This is a genomic window from Novosphingobium ovatum (genome assembly GCF_009909235.1).
In the GTDB taxonomy this organism is placed as follows: Bacteria; Pseudomonadota; Alphaproteobacteria; order Sphingomonadales; family Sphingomonadaceae; genus Novosphingobium; species Novosphingobium ovatum.
Window position 1 is genome coordinate 197,193 of the sequence record NZ_JAAAPO010000002.1, and the last position, 22,842, is coordinate 220,034.

General features: G+C 64.1%; 20 protein-coding genes and 1 pseudogene. 13 read left to right on the plus strand and 8 right to left on the minus strand.

Annotated elements, in window-relative coordinates; all coding sequences use genetic code 11:
* From GTZ99_RS05145 to GTZ99_RS05165, 5 genes are all read left to right on the plus strand, one after another.
* Nucleotides 1-678 (plus strand): ABC transporter ATP-binding protein, encoded by a 678-nt coding sequence (locus GTZ99_RS05145; RefSeq protein WP_161717651.1) that lies wholly within the window; start codon nt 1-3, stop codon nt 676-678.
* 110 nt (nt 679-788) lie between these two features.
* Nucleotides 789-1,031, plus strand: a complete 243-nt coding sequence (locus tag GTZ99_RS05150) for a hypothetical protein (protein WP_161717222.1) — start codon at nt 789-791, stop codon at nt 1,029-1,031.
* Nucleotides 1,032-1,036: 5 nt separating this feature from the next.
* Nucleotides 1,037-1,528: a glutathione peroxidase gene (locus GTZ99_RS05155; protein WP_161717223.1), complete on the plus strand. Its 492-nt coding sequence runs from the start codon at nt 1,037-1,039 to the stop codon at nt 1,526-1,528.
* A gap of 85 nt (nt 1,529-1,613) precedes the next feature.
* Entirely contained in the window at nt 1,614-5,189 is a 3,576-nt protein-coding gene (gene dnaE, locus GTZ99_RS05160) for a DNA polymerase III subunit alpha (protein WP_161717224.1), read from the plus strand.
* Nucleotides 5,190-5,361: 172 nt separating this feature from the next.
* Nucleotides 5,362-6,018 carry a TetR/AcrR family transcriptional regulator gene (locus GTZ99_RS05165; protein ID WP_161717225.1) on the plus strand — a complete coding sequence of 219 codons (657 nt, stop codon included), beginning with the start codon at nt 5,362-5,364 and terminating at the stop codon, nt 6,016-6,018.
* An 87-nt stretch (nt 6,019-6,105) separates the two neighbouring features.
* Here GTZ99_RS05165 and GTZ99_RS05170 read toward each other — a convergent pair whose 3' ends face one another.
* Genes GTZ99_RS05170 through GTZ99_RS05195 form a run of 6 tightly spaced genes read right to left on the minus strand, consistent with a single transcriptional unit; the run spans nt 6,106 to nt 11,491 of the window.
* Nucleotides 6,106-7,458, minus strand: coding sequence for a glycoside hydrolase family 1 protein (locus GTZ99_RS05170; RefSeq protein WP_161717226.1), 1,353 nt, complete (start codon nt 7,456-7,458; stop codon nt 6,106-6,108).
* A 27-nt stretch (nt 7,459-7,485) separates the two neighbouring features.
* On the minus strand, nt 7,486-7,959 hold the full coding sequence (locus GTZ99_RS05175; RefSeq protein WP_320076636.1) for a nuclear transport factor 2 family protein: 474 nt from the start codon (nt 7,957-7,959) through the stop codon (nt 7,486-7,488).
* Nucleotides 7,956-8,342 (minus strand): C-glycoside deglycosidase beta subunit domain-containing protein, encoded by a 387-nt coding sequence (locus GTZ99_RS05180; RefSeq protein WP_161717227.1) that lies wholly within the window; start codon nt 8,340-8,342, stop codon nt 7,956-7,958. Before GTZ99_RS05180 ends, GTZ99_RS05175 begins: the two co-directional genes overlap by 4 nt.
* Before the next feature lie 5 nt (nt 8,343-8,347).
* On the minus strand, nt 8,348-9,250 hold the full coding sequence (locus GTZ99_RS05185) for an alpha/beta hydrolase (RefSeq protein ID WP_320076637.1): 903 nt from the start codon (nt 9,248-9,250) through the stop codon (nt 8,348-8,350).
* The gene (locus GTZ99_RS05190; protein WP_161717228.1) at nt 9,247-10,260 is read right to left on the minus strand and encodes a sugar phosphate isomerase/epimerase family protein; all 1,014 of its coding nucleotides are present in this window, start codon (nt 10,258-10,260) and stop codon (nt 9,247-9,249) included. The genes GTZ99_RS05185 and GTZ99_RS05190 overlap by 4 nt, the downstream gene beginning before the upstream one ends.
* A 25-nt stretch (nt 10,261-10,285) precedes the next feature.
* Nucleotides 10,286-11,491, minus strand: coding sequence for an MFS transporter (locus GTZ99_RS05195; protein ID WP_161717229.1), 1,206 nt, complete (start codon nt 11,489-11,491; stop codon nt 10,286-10,288).
* 611 nt (nt 11,492-12,102) lie between these two features.
* Between GTZ99_RS05195 and GTZ99_RS05200 the strand changes: the two genes are divergently transcribed.
* From GTZ99_RS05200 to GTZ99_RS05235, 8 genes are all read left to right on the plus strand, one after another.
* On the plus strand, nt 12,103-14,283 hold the full coding sequence (locus GTZ99_RS05200) for a TonB-dependent receptor (RefSeq protein ID WP_161717230.1): 2,181 nt from the start codon (nt 12,103-12,105) through the stop codon (nt 14,281-14,283).
* A 149-nt stretch (nt 14,284-14,432) separates the two neighbouring features.
* Nucleotides 14,433-15,344, plus strand: coding sequence for a LysR family transcriptional regulator (locus tag GTZ99_RS05205; RefSeq protein ID WP_161717231.1), 912 nt, complete (start codon nt 14,433-14,435; stop codon nt 15,342-15,344).
* 144 nt (nt 15,345-15,488) lie between these two features.
* Nucleotides 15,489-16,604, plus strand: a complete 1,116-nt coding sequence (locus GTZ99_RS05210) for an FAD-dependent oxidoreductase (protein WP_161717232.1) — start codon at nt 15,489-15,491, stop codon at nt 16,602-16,604.
* A 75-nt stretch (nt 16,605-16,679) separates the two neighbouring features.
* Nucleotides 16,680-17,582 (plus strand): VOC family protein, encoded by a 903-nt coding sequence (locus GTZ99_RS05215; protein WP_161717233.1) that lies wholly within the window; start codon nt 16,680-16,682, stop codon nt 17,580-17,582.
* 4 nt (nt 17,583-17,586) lie between these two features.
* Nucleotides 17,587-18,762 (plus strand): alpha/beta hydrolase family protein, encoded by a 1,176-nt coding sequence (locus GTZ99_RS05220; RefSeq protein ID WP_161717654.1) that lies wholly within the window; start codon nt 17,587-17,589, stop codon nt 18,760-18,762.
* A 24-nt stretch (nt 18,763-18,786) separates the two neighbouring features.
* Entirely contained in the window at nt 18,787-19,242 is a 456-nt protein-coding gene (locus GTZ99_RS05225; protein WP_161717655.1) for a hypothetical protein, read from the plus strand.
* Nucleotides 19,243-19,260: 18 nt separating this feature from the next.
* On the plus strand, nt 19,261-20,052 hold the full coding sequence (locus tag GTZ99_RS05230; protein WP_161717234.1) for a cyclase family protein: 792 nt from the start codon (nt 19,261-19,263) through the stop codon (nt 20,050-20,052).
* A gap of 5 nt (nt 20,053-20,057) precedes the next feature.
* Nucleotides 20,058-21,017, plus strand: a complete 960-nt coding sequence (locus tag GTZ99_RS05235; protein ID WP_161717235.1) for a fumarylacetoacetate hydrolase family protein — start codon at nt 20,058-20,060, stop codon at nt 21,015-21,017.
* A gap of 60 nt (nt 21,018-21,077) precedes the next feature.
* On the opposite strand, the gene GTZ99_RS17105 is transcribed toward GTZ99_RS05235, so the two are convergent.
* Nucleotides 21,078-21,467, minus strand: a complete 390-nt coding sequence (locus GTZ99_RS17105) for a tannase/feruloyl esterase family alpha/beta hydrolase (RefSeq protein ID WP_406818583.1) — start codon at nt 21,465-21,467, stop codon at nt 21,078-21,080.
* A gap of 156 nt (nt 21,468-21,623) precedes the next feature.
* Nucleotides 21,624-22,709, minus strand: a pseudogene (locus tag GTZ99_RS05240) (tannase/feruloyl esterase family alpha/beta hydrolase); the annotation flags it as partial.
* Between the last annotated feature and the right edge of the window lie 133 nt (nt 22,710-22,842).

The window sequence follows — 22,842 nt, forward strand, 5'->3', positions numbered from 1 at the left end:
ATGCAGGCGGTTGTGCAACTGACCGGGGTGACCCGCGCCTTTGCCCAAGGGGACACGCGGATCGAGGTGTTGCGCGGGGTGGATCTGACGATCCGCGCTGGTGAGATCGTCGCGCTGTTGGGGCCATCGGGGTCGGGCAAGAGCACGCTGTTGCAGGCCGTTGGTCTGCTGGAGGGCGGCTTTGGCGGGCAGATTGCCATCGCCGGGCGCGATGCCAGCGCGCTGAATGGCGATGCGCGCACGGCCTTGCGGCGCGAGGCGATCGGTTTTGTCTATCAATTCCACCACCTGCTGCCCGATTTCACGGCTGTGGAAAATGTCATGCTGGCCGGATTGGTGGCCGACCGCCCGCAGGCAGAGGCCGAGGCGCGGGCGCGCGATGTGCTGAACGCTCTGGGCTTGGGCGGGCGGCTGAACCATCGGCCCAGCCAGTTGTCGGGCGGCGAGCAGCAGCGCGTGGCCGTGGCCCGCGCGCTGGCCAATCGCCCCCGGCTGGTGCTGGCCGATGAACCCACCGGCAATCTGGACGAGGCGACATCGGACAAGGTGTTGGCCGAAATGTTGCGTCTGGTGCGCGATACGGGCGCTTCGGCCTTGATCGCCACCCATAACGAGCGGCTGGCCGCCACGATGGACCGTGTACTGCGGTTGAAGGACGGGCGGTTGGTCGAGGGGTGATGGGGCGGGCCTGCCTTGCGGTGCAAAGGGGGCTTGAAACGGGGCGCGTTGCGTTCCACATCCTGTAGCACATCGTCTGGCCCAAGGCCTGAACAGGGAAGGATAAGATCATGACCACCACCATCGACTGGAGCGAAACGGTCGCGCTGCATCTGGCGGCGGACGGCGGCGGCCTGCTGGACGAGTTGAAGGCTGTGCGCCACGGGACGCTGGCTGATCTGGTGCGGTACATCGCACTGTTGAACGCGGATGAGCGGACCAAATACGAGATCGAGCGCATCGGTGATCACCGCATGAAGGCGGATGAGATCATGGAATTGTACGCGCGCGACGATTACCCCCACGCGGCCTGATCACCGTGGGCGCGCCGCAAACGATCGCCGATTTCACCGCGACCCTGCCCAATGGCGAGGCGGTCTCCTTGGCCGGGCATCTGGGCAAGGTGGTGCTGGTGGTCAACACCGCCAGCCATTGCGGCTTTACCCCGCAATATGACGGGCTGGAGGCGTTGTGGCGGCGGTTTGGGGCGCAGGGGTTTGCCGTGCTGGCGTTCCCCTGCAACCAGTTTGGCGGGCAGGAACCGGGCGATGCCGACGAGATCGCCCAGTTCTGTCGCGTCAACCACGGGGTGACATTCCCCTTGATGGCCAAGGTCGAGGTGAACGGAGCGGCCACGCCGCCGCTGTGGCAATGGCTGAAGGCCAATGCGCCCGGCATATTTGGCACGCAAAAGATCAAATGGAATTTCACCAAATTCCTGATTGACCGTGATGGCCGGGTGCTGCGCCGCTATGCCCCCACGGCAAAGCCAGAGCGCATTGCCGCCGACATCGCTCGCCTGCTGGCCTAATCCACAGCGTTACCCACAGGGCATCAACAGGCGCGGGCTGGCGCCTGATTGATCTGGCGCGCCGCTGCGCCATAGGCTGAACCCCATGCCCTATGCCCCCTTTGTCCCGCTGCGCGTCTTTTCCAGCTATACCATGCTGGACGGGGCCATCGATCCCAAAGCCATGGCCAAGCTGGCCAAATCGCGCGGCTTCCCGGCGATGGCGGTGACCGACCGCAACGGGTTGTATGTCGCGCCCGCCTATGCCGGAGCGTGCAAGGATGCCGGGGTTCAGCCGATCATCGGCACATTGCTGTCGGTGGCGCGGCCGGTGGAGATGGGCGGCAGCAGTGGCGGCGGGATGAATGCCGCCCCGGTGATCGACGCGCTGGCGCTGTTGGCCCAGAACGAGGCGGGCTGGCTGAACCTGTGCCATCTGGTCAGCGCCTCGCATCTGGACCGCCCGCTGGAGTTTGATCCCCACGTGCTGCTGGCTGACCTGGAGGGCCATACCGAAGGGCTGATCTGTCTGACCGGGGCCGGGCAGGGGGCATTGACCCGCCTGTTGGCCGAGGGGCAGCAGGAGGCCGCCGAGCGCTATGCCGATGTGTTGCAGGCCTGTTTCGGCGACCGTCTGTATGTCGAGGTGGCCCGCACCGGCGACCCGGCCGAGGATATGGCCGAGGACGCGCTGATCGATCTGGCCTATGCCCGCGACATTCCGCTGGTGGCCACCAATCAGGCCCATTTTGCCGAGGCCAAGGATACGCAGGCGCATGACGCGATGCTGTGCATCGCGGGCAGCACACATGTTGATGCGCCTGAACGCGCGCGGTCGAACCCGCAATGCTGGGTCAAGCCTGCCGAGGTGATGGCGGAACTGTTCGCCGACCTGCCCGAGGCATTGGCCAACACGCTGGTGGTGGCGCAGCGCTGTGCCTATGTCCCGCCCAAGCGCAAGCCTTTGCTGCCCAGTCTGGCCGGCGACAAGGAAGGCGAGGCGCGGATGATGGTCGATCTGGCGCGGCAGGGGTTGGCCAAGCGGCTGGCGCCCTATTGGCCGGGCGTGGACGAGGCCACCATCGATGCTGCCCTTGCCAAGCCAGAGGACGAGCGAACCGCCGCCTATGAGGCGCTGCGCCCGCTGGGCGTGACCGAGGATTTTCTGGAATATGCCCGGCGGCTGGATTTCGAAACCGGCATCATCATCCGCATGGGGTTCCCCGGCTATTTCCTGATCGTGGCCGATTTCATCCAATGGGCCAAACAGAACGACATTCCCGTCGGGCCGGGGCGCGGTTCGGGCGCGGGCAGTCTGGTGGCGTGGGCACTGACCATCACCGATCTGGACCCGCTCAAGCTGGGCCTGCTGTTCGAACGTTTCCTCAACCCCGAACGCGTGTCGATGCCCGACTTTGACATCGACTTTTGCGAAACGCGGCGGGGCGAGGTGATCCGCTATGTCCAGCGCAAATATGGCGCGGACCATGTGGCGCAGATCATCACCTTTGGTAAGCTGAAGGCGCGCGCGGTGCTGCGCGATACCGGCCGCATCCTGCAAATGTCCTATGGTCAGGTCGATCGTCTGACCAAGATGGTGCCCAACCATCCGACCGATCCATGGTCGCTGGAGCGTGCGCTGAATGGCGTGTCGGAACTGAAACGCGAATATGACAACGACCCCGAGGTCAAGCGCCTGATCGATCTGGCGATGCAGTTGGAGGGCATGCCGCGCAACAGTTCGACCCACGCGGCGGGCGTGGTGATCGGTGACCGCCCGCTGGAAAAGTTGATCCCGCTCTACCGCGATCCGCGTTCCGACATGCCGGTGACCCAATTCGACATGAAATATGTCGAGGACACGGGCCTGATCAAATTCGACTTTCTGGGGCTGAAGACGCTCTCGATCCTGCGCAAGGCGGTGGATCTGTTGGGGCGGCGGGGGATTTCGATCGATCTGTCGACGCTGCCGTGGGACGATGCCGATGTGTATGACCTGTTGAAGCGGGGCGATACCGTCGGCGTGTTCCAGCTGGAATCCGAAGGCATGCGGCGTACACTGGCGGCGGTGAAACCCACGAATTTTGGCGACATTATCGCGCTCGTCTCGCTGTATCGCCCCGGCCCGATGGACAACATCCCGCTGTTTGGTCAGCGCAAGAACGGGCTGGCCCCGATCGAGTACCCGCATGACAAGCTGTCGGGCATTCTGTCTGAAACCTATGGCATTTTCGTCTATCAGGAACAGGTGATGCAGGCGGCGCAGATTCTGGCGGGCTATTCGCTGGGGGACGCGGACCTGTTGCGGCGCGCCATGGGCAAAAAGGTGCAGGCCGAAATGGACGCCCAGCGCCTGCGCTTCGTCGAAGGCTGCGGCAAGCTGTCGGATATCCCGCCGGCCAAGGCCAACGAATTGTTCGACTTGATCGACAAGTTCGCAGGCTATGGCTTCAACAAGAGTCACGCGGCGGCCTATGCCTTGCTGGCCTACCAGACGGCTTGGTTCAAGGCGCATTACCCGCAGGAATTTTATGCCGCCGCGATGTGTTTCGATATGCATCAGTCGGAAAAGCTGGCGGTGTTTGTGGACGATATGCGGCGCAACGGCATCACCATCGCCGGGCCGTGCCTGAACCACTCCGAGGCCGAATTCACCGTCGAGCCCACGACCGAAAGCTATCAGGTACGCTATGCGCTGGCGGGCATCCGCAATGTCGGCGAAAAGGCGATGGAGCAGGTGGTGGCCGAGCGCGAGGCTAATGGCCGCTTTGCCAGTCTGGAGGACCTGTTCACCCGCGCGCCCTATGGCACGTTGAACCGCCGTATGCTGGAAGGGTTGGCGGCGGCGGGTGCGTTTGACGCGCTGGAGCCGAACCGGGCCAAGGTGATGGCCAATGCCGACATGTTGCTGGCCGCCGCCGAAGAGGCCGAGCGTGGGCGTACCAGTGGCCAGCACGGGCTGTTTGGCGGCGAGGACACGGCGGGCATCCGCCTGATCGACACGCCCGCGTGGAGCCGTCAGGAGCAGATGGCCAAGGAGCGCGAGAATTTCGGCTTTTACTTTGCCGCCCATCCGGTGGAGCAATGGCGCGCCGTGGCCAGCGCCAATGGCGCGCGCACCCATGCCAGCCTGATCGCCAGCCCGGTCGCGGGCCGCACGGGCGCGGTGATGGCCGCGATGGTGGAAAGCGTGAACAAGCGCAAGACCAAGCGCGGCAAGGACTTTGTCATGGCCGAATTTTCGGACCAGTCGGGCCAGTTTTCGGCAAGTTGTTTTGAGGAAACGCTGGTCGACAATTTCCTGACATGGGCCAAGGAAGGCGCCTGCATCCTGTTGCAGGTCGAACTGGACAGCCCCAGCCCCGAGGAACCGCCCCGTGTCACCGTGCGCGGCGCGCAGGCGTTGAGCGAGGTCAAGGCCAATGCGCGGATGACGCTGACGCTGGACGTGGCTTTGCCCGAGGTGTTTGGCGAGCTGGCCACGCTGTTGCCGCGCGGCGCGGGCACGGGGGAGGTGCTGGTGCGGTTGAAAACGGGAGGCCCGCGGGAACCTTTGCTGCGGTTGGGCCGCGATTTCGCGCTGGACGGTGATCTGGCCGAGGTGATCGCGGCGTTTGAAGGTGTGGCCAATGTCTCGTTGACCGCGCGGCGCGGGGGTGGGCATTTGCGGCTGGTAGCCTGAGCGACAGCTGGTGAGCGATCGCTGGCCCACGCGGGCGGTATATCATGCATTCCTGATCAATGTCGGCTTGCGAATTGGGCAGCAACGTGATCCCTTTATGGAAATCAGAACACTGATTCTGTAAAATAGGGAGAGTTGACGTGGTTGCAAAAAGCATGAAATGGTTTGCACCATGAAACAGGATATTGGCCTTGCCACGGCCCTGCGCGCGCCCGTTCAGGGGCGTTCGCGGGCTTCTTATGAGCGGATGTTGGCCGCCGCCGAAGCCTTGATGGTGGCGCAGGGGTCGGTCGATTTCACGCTGCAGGACGTCAGCCGCAAGGGCAAGGTGTCGATCGGGTCCATTTACAACCGGTTCGAAAGCAAGGATGCCTTGCTGCATGCGGTCCAGTTGCGCGTATTGGAACGCGTCGATCAACAAATGATGGAACAGCTGGGGGCCGCGCGTAACGGCGCGCAAAACCTGCAACATCTGGTGGTCGCGCTGATCAACGCCATGGCCGAAACCCTGCGCGAGCATGGAGAGGTGATGCGCCCGTTGATGCAGCGCGCGACCGATGATCCGCTGGTCGCGGCCACGGGCAAGGCGTCCTATGCCCGCACCGCCAATGCGATCAAGGAATCGCTGCTGCTGTTCTCGGCCGAGATTGCCCAGCCTGACGCGATGCGTGCGGTGGATTCGGCCTTTCGCATCATCTTTGCCACGATCGCCCGTTATCTGGGCTTTGGTTCGTCCACCACCGCCGCGTGGGAGGGCGATTGGGAGGTGTTGAAGGAAGATCTGGCACGCATGACATCGGCGTTTTTGACCACCAAGCCGGTTTTCTGATCGCCAGATGGCCGCCCCGGCGACAAGGCGGCCATCCATCCGATAGACGTGCAGCAGCGCGTTGGCCTGCGCGATGAGACGGCGCGATCAGGTCAGCGCGTTGGCTCGTGCGATGCGACCCAACACGGCGGCGCTGGGCTTGGGCTTGCGTTCGAAGGTCTGGCGGTTCAATTCGCACAGGCCAAAGCGGATGCGATAGCCGAACACCCATTCGAAATTGTCCACCAAGCTCCAGTGCAGATAGCCCAGCACCGGCACGCCATCGTCCATCGCCCGCTTGAGCTCGGTCAGCGCGGCCGGGATCAGGTTGGCGCGGATTTCGTCATGTTCGGACCCCACGCCATGTTCGGTCACCATGATCGGCAGGCCCGTTTGCGCATGGGCATAGCGCGCGACACCGGCCAGGGACGGGGGATAGACCTCTGCGCCCATGGTGTTGGTGACGGCGCCGGGCGGGTTGGGGCGCTTGCCCTTGTCGTCCCAGACGCTGCGTTCATAGTTCTGGATGCCCAGAAAATCGCAGCTGTCCTTGGCCAGACGCAGCCATTCGCCATAGTAATGCTCGCGCATTTTGGCCTGCAGGCTGACCTTGCCACGCGGCAGGTCGGGGGCGGCCTGTTCGTCCAGCATGGCCAGCGACACGCCCACCGGCAGGTCGCCGCGCACCGCCTTGATCGCGGCGCGGCCCAGACGGTGGCCTTCCAGCAGGTGGCGCTGGGTGCGCGCGCCGTCGGGGGTGTATAGCGGGTTGCCCGGTTGATAGATCGGCACGCCCAGCGCCTTGGCGGCGGCCTCGACCATGGCCTTGTCCGCGCCCAGCAGGTCACCGGGCAGCAATTCGCCCAGCTTGCCCGACAGGTTGGGCTCGTTCAACGTGGTGGCATAGGTGATGCCATCGGCCAGATGGCGCGCGGCCCGGTCGCAATAGCGGGCGAACAACGCGGGGGCATCATTGCCATGCCATCCGCCCAGCGCGGCAAACCAGCGCGGCGTGGTAAAGTGGTTGAACGTCACCACCGGCGTCAATCCGCGCGCGTGGCAGCCCGCGATCATCGCCTTGTAATGGTCCAGCATGGCGATGGAGAACTGGCCCTGTTCCGGCTCGATCCGCGCCCATTCAAGGCTGAAACGGTAGGAATTGAGGCCCAGGCTTTTGACCAGATCCAGATCGCGTTCCCACAGCAGGAAACTGTTGGCCGCATCGCCTGACGGCTCGGCATAGACGGTGGGGGTGGTGCGCTCCAGCAGCCAGATGTCAGAGGCGACATTGTTGCCTTCGACCTGATAGGCGGCCGTGGCCGCGCCCCACAAGAAGCCCTTGGGGAAGGCGGGGTTGACCGGCTTTGGCGCGATTTTGCGCGCGGCCTGTGCCGGGGTGGCGGCGGCCATGGCGCCAGCGGTCACCGCGCCGGTCAGGAATTGCCGACGGTCACTCGTCATCATTCTCTCTCCAAATTGTGTTTTGGTTCAGAACATCGGGTGGGGATTGGCCGATTGCGCCGGGATGGGTTGGATGATGTCCCAATGCTCGACGATTTTGCCGTCTTTCAGCCGATAGAAATCGGCCACCGCCGCGCCGCGCGCATCGGGCGTGGGGCGGACAAAGATGTGGATCGCGGCCAGATCGCCATCGACCACGATTCTGCGGATCTCAAAGCTTTTCTGGCGGTCGGCGAACATTGGGGCCAGCGCGGCAATGGCCGCCGCCCGGCCATCGGCCAGACCGGGGTTGTGCTGAATGTAATCGGGCGCGACATAGGTGTTGAACGCCTGTTCGACCGCCCGTTCGGTATAGAACAGGCGGGCGAAGTCGGACATGATCGCCCGGTTGCGGACGGTCAGCGCGGCGCTGTCGGGTGTGTGTGCCCCGGCCACGCAGGGCACGGCCAGTGCCATCCCCAGAGCGGCGGCGATGCCGCGCCGAACGCCCGCGCGCGTCACAGGCTGACGACCTTCTCGTCGTTGTTGAACGAGGGGAAGGGCATATACGAGATGCGCAGGCGCTGTTGCAGCGCCAGCTTGTGCTCACCAGCGGGGAAACCGCCGGGCAGCGCCACCGTCACGGTCGCGGGCGCGCCAAACACCCAGCGGCGGTCATAGGCGGTCTCCATCTCGTCAAGGCTGAGCGCGCCATTGCCATCGTCAAACGTGATGGCCTCACGCGGGAATGCCTCGCCGTCCAGTGACACCTTCAGGTCCTCGACCATGGAGAGGCCGAGGCCACGATAATAGCCCAGCTTGGTGGTGAAGGCAAAGCCGGTGGGGGCGTCCGCCGGGCCGACATTGGCAAGGCTGGCGGGATCGATGGTGTATTTGTCAAACATGGCAATCAGTCCTTGATAATGCCGCGCGTGCGCAGCCAGCGGTGCATCAGATCCAGCCAGCCTTCGGTGGGGCCGCCCACTTTGCCGGGGCCAAAGCCGTGGTCGCCTGCGGAAAACATGTGGAATTCAATCGATTTGCCCGCCTTGCGATAGGAATCGATCAGCATAGGCCCGCCAGAGCGCGCCAGCAGAAAGTCATCCGCCGCAATCGCCACGAACATCGGGGGCGCGTTGGCGGGCACCTCCATCGCGGCCATGTTGGGATAGATCGGCGCGGCAAAGGCGGGCATGTCAGCGCCCGCGTTCTGCACCACGCTGCGGGTCAGAAAGCCACCGGCCGAAAACCCCATGAAGCCGATCCGCGCGGGATCCACGCCATAGTCGGCCGCGTGGGCACGGACATAACGCAGCGCCGACAGGCCATCGGCCAGCGCTTCGGGCGGGGTATCGTTGGGCGGGGCGAAACTGGCCGCTTCGCCGCGCACGGCGCGTGACAATTGGTCGGCAAACTCAGCCTGCGAGGGCGGGGTTGGCAGCACCCGGTATTTCAGCACAAAGGCGGCAATGCCGTGATTGGCGAAATAGCGGGCGATGCGCCAGCCCTCGTTCTCGATCGCCAAGCCCAGAAAGCCGCCGCCCGGCGCGATGATCACCCCAGCCCCGGTGCCGCGCCCCACGGGCAGGAACGGCGTAAGCGTCGGGCGCGTGACATTGCGCACGGCGATATTGCCGTTGTCCAGGTGCCAGACCTCGCGGTCGGGGGCTGTGGGCAACAGCGCGATGGCGCCCGGCTGGGCCGGGGCGGGGAGCGCCTCGCGGCTGGGGGCGGGGCCTTGGGCGTGGGCGGCGGGCGCGACGACGCCCGCCAGACCCACCGCCATCAGGCCAATGGCCAGCGCCCGTTTCACGCGGCCGCTCCGGCCAGATCGGCCTCGGCCTTGGCGATCAGGCGTTCGAACATCACATGCTGGCGGCGGACCTGCTCGCGGCTGTCGACCTCCATCACGTCCTGAATCCAGCGGTTGCCTTCATATTCCGACGATAGCGTGCCGTCCCAGCCGGCGCGGACCAGTTCGGGGATCACCGCGTCATAGTCCAGCGCGGGATCGCGGCAGTCCTCGGTCATCTCATAGAACTTGGCCTGAATATGGCGGAAATAGGGGGCGTAGTCATAGATCCGCTTGGGGTTGGCATAGGGGTTGTGGCGCAGGCTTTCGGCCATGGCCACCTCGGCCTTGTTGCCCTGCATTTTTACCGCGACCTCAAAGATGGTGTATTCGCACATCACCTTTTGCTCGTGCTGGTCGACGATGAAGTCGCACACCTCGGGGCGGGCGCCCTGACGCTCGTAACGGGCGCGCATCACGGGCGGATAATGCTTCATGAAGATGCCCATGTCGGGCAGGATGCCCAGATGCCGGGTGTTCAGGCGATCGGCGACCTCGATCGTGCGCTGGATCCAGGCGTGTTCCAGATGCCACGGGGCATGGACCTCGACGCCCATGTGGACGTCCAGCTTTTCGGCCATCGGCACGCATTTTTCCAGAATGTCCGGGCGGACAAAGATAAGGATGCGCATGTTCCTGATACCCAGCCGGTTGCACAGGATCAGGTCGCGATGGATGCTTTCCACCTGCTCCTCGTCGCTCATCAGGCGGTCCTTGCGGCGCTTGGTGTCAAGGAACATGTCATAGGCGGTGAAATGCGCGCCATGGCGGGCCAGCATCGCGTGCAGTTCGGCGATTTGTGCGTCGGACACGTTGGGGAAGCTGGCGATGTTCTGTTCGGGCAGGATTTCGATGCCATTGGCGCCGATCCCGGCGGCAAAGCTGACACAATCCTCAAGGCTCAGCTGGCCCAGAAACAGCTCTTCCTGAAAACTGTAGAGGCTGACGCCGCGTTTGATTTGCGATTTCATGTCTTGGAACTCCGAGAAGGTGGGGTCAGGCGGCCGCGTTGGCGCCGCGCCCGGAAACGATAATCAGTGCTGCCACCGCGCAGACCAGCCCGGCGATACCAGCATAGAGGAACGCGCCCTGCATGCTGCCGGCGGCCACCCGCATCGCACTGACCAGCAGCGGCGAGGTGAATTGGCCCATGAAGAAGCAGGCGGTCCAGATGCCCATGCCGCGCCCGCGATGGGCAAAGGGCAGGTGGCTTTGCGCCCAGGCGATCAGGCAAGGGACCGCCATGCCCGCGCCGGTCTGTTGGATGGCCATCGCCACAACCATGCCGCGCCAGTCGTGGATCAGGCCCATCATTGCCAGACCTGTGCCCAGCAGCGCGAACAGCGCGAACAATTGCCAGCGCGGCCCCATCTTGCCCGTCAGCCAGAACACGCCCGCGCCCGCCATCACGAACAGGCTGGGGATGGTGGTCATCTTGCCGATCTCGGCCGGGTCCTTGACGCCGATTTCCGACCAGACGATCCCGCCATTGATGATGAAGACGTAATACAGCGCCCCGCCAAACAGCGTGATCAGGCCATAGGTGGCCACGCCCTTCCACGGGAAAGCGCTGGCGTCCTCGTCCATGCCCAGCATCTGGCGGGCGGTGTTGTCCTGTTCGGGTTCGAACAGGAACAGCGCGCAGGCCAGAAAGGCCGGCAGGCCAACCAGATAGACCAGAAAGATCGCGTTCCACTGGAAATGCGTCAGATAGCCCGACAGCAGGATCACCGCGCTGCCCAGAAATGGCCCGCAGATGCCCTGCACGGTCAGCCAGAAGCGGCGGCCCTTTTCATCCCAATAGTCGCCGATCAGCGTGTTCAGCGTGGTCAGGATGGCCGCTTCGGCCACGCCCAGCAGATAGCGCGAGAGGGTGATCGAATCGAGATTGTCGAGGAAGAACGGCGCGGCCCCGGCAAAGCCATAGATGAAGGTCGAGCCCAGCAGCAGGCGGCGGCGGCCGAACTTGTCGACAAAGAACCCCGCGAACAGCGAGAGCACCGCTATCGCCAGACCGGGGGCGGACACCATCGCTGGCACTTTGGCGATGGCCGAAGGGTCGCGGGCGGCGAAATGCTCGATAATGGCGGGCACGGCGGGGAACATCGACACGATGGCGACGATTGGCAAAAACGCCACCGTGACCAGCGTGATGCCCTGTGCTTTCCCCGCAATACGGGGAAGGGCGGCGGATTGGGTCATCTGGGTCTCTCTCCCCAAGGGCAAACGCATTCCGCCTGTCGTCGGCGGAGATGTAATTAGAACATTTGTTCTGAATAATGCCGCCTGCCGCGCGATTGTCAAGCGTCCGTCGCGCAAGGCGAGGGCAGGCGCGGATTGTCGCATAAATGCTAATGATCCATTGTCATTCAGTAGGTGAATTGATGGCGCGATTTTGCATCACGCGCGCCGTGATCGGGGCGTAGTTCGGGGCATGCGCGCGCCCAGATGTCGGGCAGGGCAAAAAAATGCATGCCCGCCGGACTGCGCCATTTTCGGCTGCGGGATGCCGGGGAAAAAGCGCTGATCTGCTATGTGTTTCCCGGCTCGCGGTGATCACTGCGGCGGATGGTAACGGGGCGGTGGTCCTTGGGAAATTGGCTCCGTGGGAAGGGCAGATGTGACCGAAATGTCACATTGTCGCACGGGGCTGGTGTTGACAGCCTCCGACCGGCTCCTCTATTCAGAACCAGTGTTTTGATTTTGCAAGGCTGTGGGCGGAACGCTTCAGCCTCATCTCAGGGAGAGTTGTCATGAACCGCGGATTTTCCGCAGCGCTTTGTGCGTCTGTCAGCCTTTTTGCCGTGCCCGCCGTGGCCCAGGCGCAGACCCAAGCCCAGCCCACCGGCGGCACTGCTCAGCCTGCCGGGGGCATCGCCGAGATCGTCGTCACCGCCAACCGCGTTGAGTCGTCGGCCCAGAAGACCCCGATCGCGCTGACTGTCTATTCGGGCGCGGAGCTGGCGACCAAGGGCGTCTCGAACGTTTCGGCGCTGGCCGCGATCGACCCCAGCGTCAACATCACCAGCAGCACGGGCGCGGCCTATGTCGCGGTGCGCGGCATCGCCTCGACCGATGTGACCGAAACGGGCGATCCCTCGGTGCCGATCGCGCGCGATGGTTTCTACACCAACCGCTCGTTCAACATTCAGTCCTCGATGTACGATCTGGCGCGCGTCGAAGTGCTCAAAGGTCCGCAGGGCACGCTGAACGGTCGCAACTCGACCGGCGGTCTGGTCTCGATCATCACCAACCGTCCCAGCAACAAGACCGGCGGTTATGCCGCGCTCGGCTATGGCAATTACAACGCGATCGACGCGGATCTGGGCTTTAACTATGCCGCCAGCGATGCGTTTCAGGTCCGCGCTTCGGGCACCTATCACCTGCGTGACGGCTATCGCAACCTGACGGGCATCTACAATGGTCAGGGCCTGCGTGGCGATGACAGCGATGTGCTCTCGGGCCGTATCCAGTTCGCGTGGAAGCCGGTCGATGGCCTGAAGATCTGGGCCTCGTACCAGCACGACAAGATCAACAATGTCGGCGATGTGACGATGGATTCGACGCTGGCGGTGCGCCCTGACTTTGGCGATGGCAAGACCTTTGCCAACACCACCGTCACCGCCACCAACCTGACCGCCGACCGGCTGCGTTGGGAAGTGTCCTATGACCGTCTGCCCGCCGATCTGACGCTGGTCTATGCCGGCGGCTATGACAATTCCAGCTATCGCCACCGCACGGACGCGACCGGCCCGGTTTACCCCGCCTATCGCCAGTTCATCCAGGGCGAGGACCCCAAGACCTGGAACCACGAAGTGCGCCTGTCCAATTCGGTCAACAGCCGCCTGTTCTTCCAGGTGGGCTGGTTCCATTTCCAGGAACGCAATACGATCAATTCGGGCCTGTATAACGTGGCGATGACCGGTGCCTACGCCACGGGCGGTGCCTCGGCGTTCCTGAGCCAGGCCGGGCAGTATGGCATCAAGTTTGACTATGACATCCTGACCAAGTCGGACGCGGTGTTTGGCCAGGTGGCTTTCCGCGTGAATGACCAGATCAAGCTGACGCTGGGCGCGCGCAACACCTGGGACAGCAAGCTGCGCACCGGTCAGGCAACGCTGAACTTCCCGGCGCTGGCTTTCCCGGAATGGGGCTTTGTCTTCCCCTTCACCACGGGCTCGACCCCCGGCAATGGCGCGATGAGCACCTCGCAGCCGACCTATCACGTGGGTCTGGACTATCAGGTTTCGCCGGCCAGCCTGATCTATGCCAAGTTCGACACCGGCTACAAGTCGGGCGGGTTCAACTCGAACGGTTCGGCCGCCTCGGTCTCCTATGCCCCGGAAAAGCTGTCGGCATGGGAAATCGGCACCAAGAACCGCTTCTTTGGCAACAAGTTGCAGGTGAATGCCTCGGCGTTCTACTTCGACTATCGCGGCTATCAGGCCTCGCGTTCGGAAGCCGCGCTCTCGGGCGGTGCGGGCATCTTTAACGTGGGTTCGGCCAAGATCTATGGCGCCGAATTGCAGACCATCGCGGCGCTGCCCGGTGGTGTGCGCGTGGACGCCAACATGGCCGTGCTGAAGACCGAGTTTGGTCAGGGCATCGTGGTGCGTGACGGCGCTGGCAACAACCGCGACATCAGCGGCCACCGCCTGCCCAACGCGCCCGGTTTCGTCGCCACCTTTGGCGTGGAAAAGGCGTTTAGCGTCGGCGGCGCAACCGTGACCCCGCGTCTGGATGGCAAGTATTCGTCGGACTTCTATTACGACGTGTTCAACGATTCCGACACGCGCTCGGCCCCGTATGTCACGGGCAATTTCCAGATCACCTATCGCCCTGACAACAGCGGGTGGCAGCTGGACGCCTATCTCCGCAACTTCACCGACAAGGTGGTGCTGGCCAATGCCGCGCGCAACTATGTCGCGGGCAAGAACACCTATCAGTTCCAGGCGCCGCGCACCTTTGGCGTGCGCGTGTCGACCAAGTTCTGATCTGAACATCACGTTCGTCGCAAGGGGGCGTTGGTCGCAAGGCCAGCGCCCCTTTTGCGTGGCGGACTTGCGCGGGGGCGGGGTGTGGCGTAGCTGTGATATCCGTTTATGCGAAGGGCAGGCGATGAAAAATCGTCTGTATGGATGGTATGCGCTTCAAAAACCTCGATCTGAACCTGTTGGTGGTGTTTGACGCGCTGATGGAAACGCGCAGCGTCACCCGCACGGCCGAGCGGTTGAGCCTGACCCAGCCAGCGGTCAGCGCGGCGCTGCGCCGGTTGCGCGCCTCGTTCGGGGACGAGATGCTGGTGCTGGTGGGCAAGCGGATGCACCCCACGCCATTTGCCGAGGCGTTGTACCCACAGATCCAGCGCTCGCTGCAAAGCGTCGAACTGGCCATTGCCACGCCGGCCGGTTTTGATCCGGCGATCTCGACCCGGCGGTTCCGGATCAACGCGTCGGACTATGTGATGGTGGCGGTGCTGGTGGGCCTGGCGGAACGGTTGCGGGTGGCAGCGCCGCAGGTGCAATTGGAGGTGGTGCTGCCAACAGAGCGCAACGCCGAGGCGCTGGACGGTGGTCGGATTGACCTGTTGGTGACGCCCGAACCCTTGCTTGCGCCGTGGCACCCTTCTGAATTCCTGTATGAAGAGGAGCAGGTGGTGGTGGGATGGGCGGGCAACCCGCTGTTCACCCGAGGCCTGAGCGCGGACGACTTTTTTGCCGCGGGCCATGTGGGCGTGGCGTTGGGGCCAGCGCGTTCGGCCACCTTTGCCGACACGCAATTGGCGCGCATGGGGCGGCCCCGCCGCATCGAGATCGAGGTCGGTTCCTTTGCCAGCGTGCCGTGGTTCCTGCAAAATACGCCACGTCTGGCGGTGTTGCACAAACGCTTGGTGCAGGCGATGTTGCCGCAATTCGACATTGCCTTTGCGCCGATGCCTTTCCCGTTCCCGCGTTTGCGTGAAATGGTGCAGTTCCACGAATCCCGCCGCGAGGATGCGGGCTTGTTGTGGCTGCGCGAACAGTTGCGCCTGGCGGCCAATGCGGCGGTGGGGTGAGTTGCAAAAGCATAACCAATATTGATCCATCTGGATCACAATAATGACTTTTACATATCCTGCCTGCCTCCCTTAGATGCCTGCCGAAACAGATCAACGGCAGTGCTGTGTCCCGCGTCGGGCGCCTGCCAAGGGAGCCTGATGATGAACAATCTGAACGTATTGGTGATCGGTGGCGGCATTGGCGGCCTGACCAGCGCCATCGCTCTGCGCAAGGCCGATCACACCGTTACAGTGATCGAACGCGACCCCAATTGGGCCGTCTATGGCGTGGGCATCATCCAGCAGTCGAACGTCCTGTCGGCGGCCAAGGAATTGGGCATTCTGGAGGGCTATCTGGCCGCGGGCGTCGGGTTTGACGCGGTGGAAATCTATCTTCCCAACGGCGACAAGATTGCCCGTATCCCCGGTCACCCGGTCGCGCCGGGCCTGCCCGCCAACATGGGCATCGGCCGTCCCGCCCTGCACAAGCTGTTGGGCGACACCGCCATTGCCGCAGGTGCGCAGATCCGTCTGGGTGTCACCGCCACGGCGATCGAGGATACCGGCGATGCGGTCAACGTCACCTTCTCTGACGGCAGTACCGGCTGCTATGACATCGTGGTGGGCGCAGATGGCGTGTTTTCGGCCACGCGTCAGGCGATCCTGCCCGATGCGCCAAAGCCGCAGTTCACTGGCCAGTCGGTGTGGCGCTACAACTTCAAGCGTCCGGCCGATCTGGACGCGCTGCATGTCTATAACGGCCCGACCGGCGTTGGCCTGGTGCCGATCAGCGAAGACCTGATGTACATGTATGTCACCACGCCCGAGCCCGGCAATCCGTGGTATGACACCGCCGGTATCGCCGCCAAAATGCGCGAAAAGCTGGCCAATACCGCGCCCGCCATTCAGGCGCTGGCCGAACAGATCACCGATGACGCTGGCGTCGTCTATCGCCCGCTGGAGGGCATGATGCTGTATGGCGACTGGCACAAGGGCCGCGTTGTGCTGCTGGGCGATGCGGTGCATGCCACCACCCCGCATCTGGGTCAGGGCGCGGGCATGGCGATCGAGGACAGCATCGTGCTGGCCGACGAGATCGCCAAGGCAGCTACCCCCCAGGAAGCCTTTGCCGCCTATCGCAACCGCCGGTTCGAGCGTTGCCGCTTTATCGTCGAGAAGAGCCTGGAGATCTGCCACGGCCAGATCGGCAAGGGCCCGCCCGTCGACAATGCCAAGGCAACGGCGGAAATGTTCGCCATCGTCTCGCAGCCGATCTGATCGCGTTTTCATGGACCGCCGCCGCCCCCTTTGCGGCGGTGGTTCGCCCCCATTCTTGCACACAGGATACCCCCAATGAGCCGCGTTACCGAAATCCGCTATGTGGGCTATGGCGTCACCGACATCGACGCCGAGGCCAATTATTACGCCAATGTCTGGGGTCTGGAGGCGGTGCCTTCGGATGATGACATGCGCTGGTTCAAGGCGCAGGGCCATGACGAACACCATGTCGTGCGTTTGCGCGCCGCCGATGAGGCCCGTGTTGATGTGATCGCGCTGGCCGCCGACAGCAACGCTGACGTCGACGCGCTGGCCGCCAAGGTTGAGGCCGCCGGTTGCCAGATCGTCCATGCGCCCCGCGACCTGACCACGCCGGGCGGCGGCTATGGCTTCCGCTTTTTCTCGCCCGATGGCATCCAGATGGAGATCAGCGCCGGTGTCGCGCGCGGAGCCAAGCGCGAGCTGGAACGCTGGGACGGCGTGCCGGTCAAGATCAGCCATATCGTGCTGCATTCGCCCAACCACCACGCGCTGGTGGCGTTCTTCTGCGACGTGCTGGGCTTCAAGGCTTCGGATTGGCTGGGCGATTTCATGTGCTTCCTGCGTTGCAATGATGCCCACCACCGTTTCGCCATCCTGCCGGGGCCGGCCTGTCTGAACCACGTGGCTTATGACATGCTGGGCGTGGACGATGTGATGCGCGGCATCCATCGCCTCAAGCAGCAGGGCGTCAACATCGGCTGGGGGCCGGGCCGTCACACGGCGGGCAACAACACCTTCAGCTATTTCGTCACGCCGGGTGGTTTCGTCACCGAATATACCAGCGATCTGGAAGTGGTGGATTTCGAAACCCGCGAGCCAACCGTCTATGCTCCCGCGCCGATGGTGATGGACCAGTGGGGCATTGGTGTGGGCGGGCCGCAGACGCTGCCGCATCCGCATGAAAATCCCGGCCTGTTCGTCGCGGTGGAGGGCTGATCCGGTGGCTCTGTATTCGCCTTTTCCAAACTATATCTGGAACCTGTCGGTCGCCATCGCGCTGGAAAGCGGTGGGCAGATCGGTGAAATCGTCGACATGTGTCAGCCGATCATCGAGGCTGCCGCTGGTGGCGGGGATGCTGGTACGCCCGCCTTTATGAAGCAGTGGGCGGCGATGGGTGACAAGCTGATCGAACTGGCCGCCGAGGATGAGGCCGATGGCCGCTTCTTCTCGGCCAGCGACAAGCTGGAACGCGCCTCGCTTTACCTGTTCGTGGCCGAGCGGATGCAGGGCCACGGCGCGCCGGGCCGGGCGCAAACCTATGCCCGCGCGCTGGCCACATTTGAGAAGTCGACCGAACTGGGCGGCATCAACCGTCAGCGGGTCGAGATCCCTCTGGGCGATGCCTATCCGGCCGGCGCGACGATGTCGGCGCTCTACACCCGTGGCGCTGGCGAAGGTCCGCGCCCGGTGGTGGTCTATTGCAACGGCCTCGATAGCTGCAAGGAACTGCTCTATTGGTCGCGCCTGCCCGAGGCGCTGGCCCGTCGCGGCATCTCGACCCTGTGTGTCGATCAGCCCGGTTCGGGTGAGGCGCTGCGGTTGCAGAACCTGCCCGTGGCGCCCGACAGCGAGCGCTGGGCAAGCCGCGCGGTCGACTGGCTGGAGACCCAGCCCGATGTTGACCCCAAGCGGATCGGCATGACCGGCATTTCACTGGGCGGCCATTTTGCCCCGCGCGCGGTGGCCTATGAGCCGCGCTTTGCCAGCGGCGCCTGCTGGGGCGCCAACCACAACTGGCGTGAGGTGCAGGACAAGCGGATGAAGCGCGAGGGCGAGAACCCCGTGCCGCATTACTGGGCGCATGTGATGTGGGCGTTTGGCGCGGACACCATGGAGGATTTCCTGGCCAAGTCCGAGGCGATGAACCTGAACGGTCACATGGACACCGTGCGCGTGCCGTTTCTGGTGACGCATGGGGCCGACGATCGCCAGATCAGCGTGGCCTATGCCCATGACTGCTACAACCAGCTGGTCAACAGCCCCCGGCGTGAGCTGAAGATCTTTACCGCGCGCGAAGGCGGGGTCGAACATGTCGGCGCTGACAACATGGCTTATGGCCGTGACTATATTGCTGATTGGTTTGCGCAGACGTTGGACGGTAAGACCCGGGGCTGATTTTCAACCTTTGGGAGAACCATGATGGACTGCGCCACCTATATTGCCCGCGAAACGCGGGTCAGCATCGCGATCAACACCGTGCTCAGCCTGGTGTTTTTTGTCGCGGTGTTTGGCCTGTCTGGGCCGGTGATGGTGTGGGGCGCAGGCCATTATGTGTTTGATTTCGGGCCTCAGGCCTTCATGATCGGGCTGATGGCCACGCTGGTGCCGGGCGCTTTGGCCGCCAAGGCGCGGCGCAGCGGCAACGTCGAGGCCTATCCCACGCCTTCACGCCTGCCACGCCTGCTGATGGTGCGGGCGCTGTTGCTGGGGGCGGCCTCGGCGGTGGCGGCTGTGGCTTTGGCGGCTGCGGTGCTGATGCTGGCGGGGGCCACCCAATTGCCGCTGATCCCGGCGCTGGCGGCCAAGCTGGTGTTTGGGGCCGCGTTGGCAGCCTATATCACGCCCATCGGGCTAAAGGCGGCATTGGCCGCATAAACATAAGGAATTGCAACGATGGCGCGTCGTTTTATCGATCTGTCGATCACGCTGTGCAACGATGTGGTGTCCGATCCGCCGTTCATGCGGCCCAAGATCGAATACCAGACCCACCATGAAACCGTGGTCGAGGCGGGCCATTTCTTTCCGGGCATCACCGCCGAGGCGATGCCGGGCGGTGAGGGCTTTGCCGCGTCCGAGACGATCACGCTGACCACGCATAACGGCACCCATCTGGACGCGCCGTGGCATTTCCACCCGACGATGGATGGCAAGGATGGCACGCCTGAACGGGCCATCACCATCGACGAGGTGCCGCTGGAATGGTGTTTCCAGAATGGGGTCAAGCTGGACTTCCGCCACTTCCCCGACGGCTATGTCGTGACGGCGCAGGATGTCGAGGACGAGCTGAAGCGTATCGGCCATGAGTTGCAACCGCTGGATATCGTGCTGGTCAACACGGCCGCGGGCATGGCGCTGGGCCGCCCGGATTTCGTCAATGTCGGTTGCGGCATGGGCTATGACGCGACGATGTATCTGACAGAGCGCGGCGTGCGCGTGACGGGCACCGATGCGTGGAGCTGGGACGCGCCGTTCAGCTATACCGCGGCAAAGGTCAAGGAAACGGGCGACACCAGCCTGATCTGGGAAGGCCACAAGGCGGGCCGCGACATCGGCTATTGCCATCTGGAAAAGCTGCATAATCTGGAGGCGCTGCCTGCCAACGGGTTCATCGTCTCGTGCTTCCCGCACAAGATCAAGGGCGCCTCGGCCGGCTGGACCCGCGCCGTCGCGATTCTAGAGGACTAAGCCTCATGCGTCTGGCAACTTTGCACAATGGCAAGCCTGATGGCGAACTGGTCGTGGTTTCGGATGATGGCGCGCGCTATCTGGCGGCCCCAGGCCTGACCCTGCTGTCGGCCATCGAGAACTGGGCCGATGCCGCCCCCGTGCTGGAGCGCCTGTCGGGCCTGTTGGCGCAGGGGCAGGGTGGGGCGCTGGACCCGGCGCGGATCATCGCGCCGATGCCGCGTTCTTGGCAATGGTTGGACGGCTCGGCGTTCAATCAGCATGGCGAACTGATGCAGGTGGCGTTCCACCTGCCGCCGGTGCCGACCGATCGCCCGCTGATGTATCAGGGGCTGTCCGACCGTTTCTATGCCCCCACCGCCAATGTGCCGTTCAACGATCCCGCGCTGGGCATCGATTTCGAGGGCGAGTTTGGCATCATCGTCGATGCCGTCCCCATGGGCGTCAGTGTCGAGGAGGCGGCCAGCCATATCAAGCTGATCGTTCAGATCAATGACTGGTCGCTGCGGGCGGTGGCGCCGGTGGAGATGAAGACCGGCTTTGGCTGGGTGCAGGCCAAGCCCCCCTGTGGCATGGCGCCCTTTGCCGTGACGCCCGATGTGCTGGGCGATCAATGGCGCGATGGCCGGGTGTGCGCCGATCTGTTTGTCGAATGGAACGGCGCGCAGTTTGGCCTCGTCAATGGCGAGGAAATGGCTTGGTCCTTCCCGCAGTTGGTGGCCCATGCCGCGCGGACGCGCGATCTGGTGGCGGGCACGATCATTGGCTCGGGCACGGTGTCGAACGCGGGCTATGCCACGCGCGGGTCGGCCTGTATCTCCGAACGCCGCGCGATCGAGATGATCGCCGATGGCAGCGCCACCACCGCCTTTATGGCCTATGGCGACCGGGTGCGGATGGAAGCGCGTCTGGCCGATGGCAGCACGCCGTTCGGCATGATCGATCAGACGGTGGTGCAGGCCTGACACGGGCCCGCATGGCAAAATCAGGGGGCTGCCCGGCGTGGGCGGCCCCCTTTTTGTGCGTCACTCGGCCTTGCGACAGGCATAGGAGGCGGCCAGCGCCGGATTGCCGCCCAGATAATGCGCATAGGCCGGATAGGGGCACAGCGGACGCTGTTCATCGCCCCCCGTGCTGCGGCTGGCAATGACGGCATCAGGGGCGGCGCCCTTTTCCACCCAGTCTACCACTGCACCCAGCAGGTCAAAGCTGTCAAACGCATCGCCGCCGCCGCAATGGCCCATGCCCGGCACCATATAGAACCGGCTGGCATCGGTGAAGGCCGCGCCATTGGCCACTGCCGCGCGCTGCCAATAATCCCACGTGTCAAATGCCGAGAACCACGGATCGGAGACGCCGTGATAGAACAAGACCTTGCCCGAATGGCCCAGGAAGGTGGAGAGGTTGGTCCACACATCGGTGTCGGTCAGGCGCTGGCCCGCGTCAGCGCGGATGGCGGCGATGCGGGCGTCAACATCGATGCTCAGCGTGTTGGTGGGCGGGCCGACCGGGTTCAGCCGCCCGCTGGACAGGAAGCCCGGAATGCCGCGCCCGGTAAAAGTGATCCCGGTGTCAAACGGATAACGGCTGTAGAGCGCATTGCCCGCCCGGTCACGAGGGGGTTGGAACGCGCGGTCAATGGCGTCGGACTGGGCCTGCGTGATGCAATTGGCGGTCTGGCCGGGGGCGCAGATCAGCTTTGCCGGGGAAAAGCGGCAGCCCGCGACATGCATGATCATCCCGTCCTTGCGCCCGTCCAGCCCATCGCATTGCTCCAGCAACCCGTTGAGAATGGTCTTGCGGTCGAGATCGGAAAAGATGCGGTCGAATTGGGGGGCGCCGCTGGCATCGCGGGGGGCGGCCTGATTGAATTGCACCGCCGCGTGCTGCATCGCCAGATTGGAGTTGCCGGTGCGCATCGCGGGCGCGCCCACCACCACGCCGTCGAACAATTCGGGGTAACGCTGGAACGCCAGCATCGATTCCCGCCCGCCGGTTGAACAGCCCGCCATATAGCTGTGTGCGATCGGCTTGGCGTAATAGGCGGCGGTGATGGCCTTGGCCGCTTCGGTCACGACGCGGACCGATGTTTCGGAAAAGTCCAGATTGGCGCGCTGATCGGCCATGAAGGCAGCGTCAAACACCGCGCCCTTGTGCCCGCTGTCGTGGCTGACCACGGCAAAGCCGCGCAGCAGGGCAGGCGTGCGTCCGGCCGCCGCGCCGCCGATGGGCGCGCGCACCATGCCGTTCAGCCCGCCGCCGCCCTGTGTCAGGAAACGCCCCGTCCACACGTCGGGCAGCGCCAGCGCAAAGCCGATGCCATAGGCTTTGCCGCCAAAGCCGGTGCGTTGGTTGATCACGCCTTCGACGCGGCAATGGGCGGGCAGGGTGATGGGGGCGGCGGGCGGCGCGCCCGGTTCGGCGGCCATCGGCCCTGCGGCGACATGTTTGGCATTGGTGATCACCACATTCGCGCCAAAGCCTGCACGCCCCACCAGCGCGGTGCAGCGCGCGTCGATGCTGGCCGGTTTGGGCGCGGGCCTGGCCGGGGCGGCATGAGCCAGCGCGGCGGGGCACAATGTGGCCAGCGCGACGCCATACAGCGCCGGGCGCTTCAGCAAGGCCTTGCCCCGCCGCGAAAAGGTGGTGTCAGACATCGGCAAATTCCCTCTCCATCGGGCGCGGCGCGCCGCCTCTTATGCAGGTGTAAGTTGCCGTGCTTGCCCCGCGTTATCAAGAGCGGAAAAGCGAAGCGGGGGCGGCGCCGTGCCAACAACACGCCGCCGCCCC